The sequence below is a fragment of the Ensifer sp. SSB1 genome (assembly GCF_016652895.1).
Taxonomy (GTDB): Bacteria; Pseudomonadota; Alphaproteobacteria; order Rhizobiales; family Rhizobiaceae; genus Ensifer.
The window spans coordinates 744-2,916 of sequence record NZ_JAEPRP010000337.1 but is presented as its reverse complement, the minus strand read 5'-3'; the positions used below and the strand labels follow the sequence as shown (position 1 = coordinate 2,916).

Annotated in this window: 1 protein-coding gene; it reads left to right on the top strand. The window is 62.7% G+C overall.

The features are described 5' to 3' along the window. Positions 1-2,105, top strand: a 2,105-nt coding sequence (gene cckA, locus I8N66_RS36995; protein WP_291165487.1) for a cell cycle histidine kinase CckA, incomplete at its 5' end; no start/stop codon positions are given. Positions 2,106-2,173 lie beyond the last annotated feature (68 nt).

Below are 2,173 nucleotides of genomic sequence, written 5' to 3'. Positions count from 1 at the left end.
CCGGTGCCAAATCGTTTCGCTTGAAGGCGCGTGAGCTGCCGCTTGAAGACAGCGAGCGCAACCCGCTCTATCTCTGGCAGATTGCCGACATTACGGCGGAACGCGACGATCAGGAGCGCTTCTTCAAGGAATTGCAGAACGCCATCGATTATCTCGACCACGCCCCGGCCGGATTCTTCTCCGCCGGGCGCAAGGGCGAGATCTTCTACATCAACGCCACGCTCGCCGACTGGCTCGGCATCGACCTGACCAAGTTCCAGCCGGGCTCGATCAGCATCGGCGATCTAGTGGCGGGCGAGGGGCTGACGCTCGTCCAGGCGGTTCAGGCAGAGCCTGGCCTGAAGAAGACCAAGATGCTGGATCTCGATCTGCGCAAGATGAACGGCCAGAGCCTGCCGGTGCGCATGATCCACCGCGTCTCCTCGACCCGTGACGGGGCACCCGGCGAAAGCCGCACCATCGTTATGTCGCGCGAAGGCGGCGAGGACAACGAGCAATCGGCATCGAGCGCGGCGATGCGCTTTACCCGCTTCTTCAACAATACGCCGATGGCAATCGCATCGGTCGACGGCAACGGCCGGATTCTGCGCACCAACGCGCCATTCCTGAAGCTCTTCTCCGGTCTCGTCTCGCAGGACGACGTCGAGCGCGGCGCGTTGATCGAGGCCGTGATGCACGAAACCGAAAAAGGACGCCTGCACGAGGCGCTGGCAGCGGCCAAGGACCGGCAGGGCGATATCGCGCCGATCGATGCACTACATCCGACGGATATCGAACGCCATTTCCGCTTCTATATCAACGCCGTGATCGACCAGAGCGATCAGTCGCCTGAGGAAGCGGCGATCATCTATGCGCTTGAAATCACCGAGCAGAAAGCGCTCGAGAACCAGATGGCGCAGACCCAGAAGATGAACGCCGTGGGCACGCTCGCCGGTGGCATCGCACACGACTTCAACAACGTGCTGACGGCGATCCTGCTTTCGTCGGACCATCTGCTTCTGTCGGCCCGTCCGGCAGACCCCAGCTTTGCCGACCTGATGGAGATCAAGCGCAACGCCAACCGCGCTGCGGTTCTCGTACGACAGCTGCTCGCCTTCTCGCGCAAGCAGACGATGCGGCCGACGGTGCTCAACATGACGGACGTGATCGGCGACCTGCGCATGCTGGTCGACCGCATGACCGGAACCAACGTCAAGGTCGAGGTGGACTATGGCCGAGATCTCTGGCCGGTCAGGACCGATCTCGGCCAGTTCGAGCAGGTGGTGCTGAACCTGGCGGTCAACGCCCGCGACGCAATGCCTGAAGGCGGCACTATCACACTTCGCACGCGCAACCTGCCCGCAGAAGAGGTTGCAGCCTTCGGGCGCCGCGAGTTGCCGGACGACGATTTCGTGATGGTCGAGGTCGCCGACCAGGGAACCGGCATTCCGCCGGAGATCCTCGACAAGATTTTCGAGCCGTTCTTCACCACCAAGGAAGTCGGCAAGGGTACCGGCCTCGGCCTGTCGATGGTCTATGGCATCGTCAAGCAGTCGGGTGGCTACATCTATCCGGAATCGGAGGTCGGCAAGGGCACGACCTTCCGTATCCTCTTGCCGCGTCACATCGAGGTGCCGGTAGCGGTCGAAGAGACTTCGCAGACTGCGTCTGCCGCGGCAGAGACCGCACCTGCGCTGGTGGCACAGGCGGTTGCAGCACCGGTAGCGAAGGCCGAAGAGCCGGCCGATCTCACCGGGGATTCGGCTGTCGTCCTGCTCGTGGAAGACGAGGAGGCGGTGCGCCGTGGCGGCAAGCGCATGCTCGAAACGCGCGGCTACACCGTCTACGAGGCGGGATCCGGCGTCGAGGCGCTGGACATCATGGACGAGCTCGACGGTGCGGTCGATATCGTCGTTTCGGACGTGGTCATGCCGGAGATGGACGGACCGACGCTTCTGACAGAGCTTCGCAAGAAATACCCGGACCTGAAGTTCATCTTCGTTTCGGGCTATGCGGAGGATGCCTTTGCCCGCAACCTGCCGGCCGACGCGAAGTTCGGCTTCCTGCCGAAGCCATTCTCGCTGAAGCAACTGGCCGTCTCCGTACGCGAGATGCTCGATTCCTAAATCGACGCCATTGACCCAAGGGCCGGAAGCGGCCCGGATCGAGGCTCAGGTGCTGCCAAAGTCAGGCA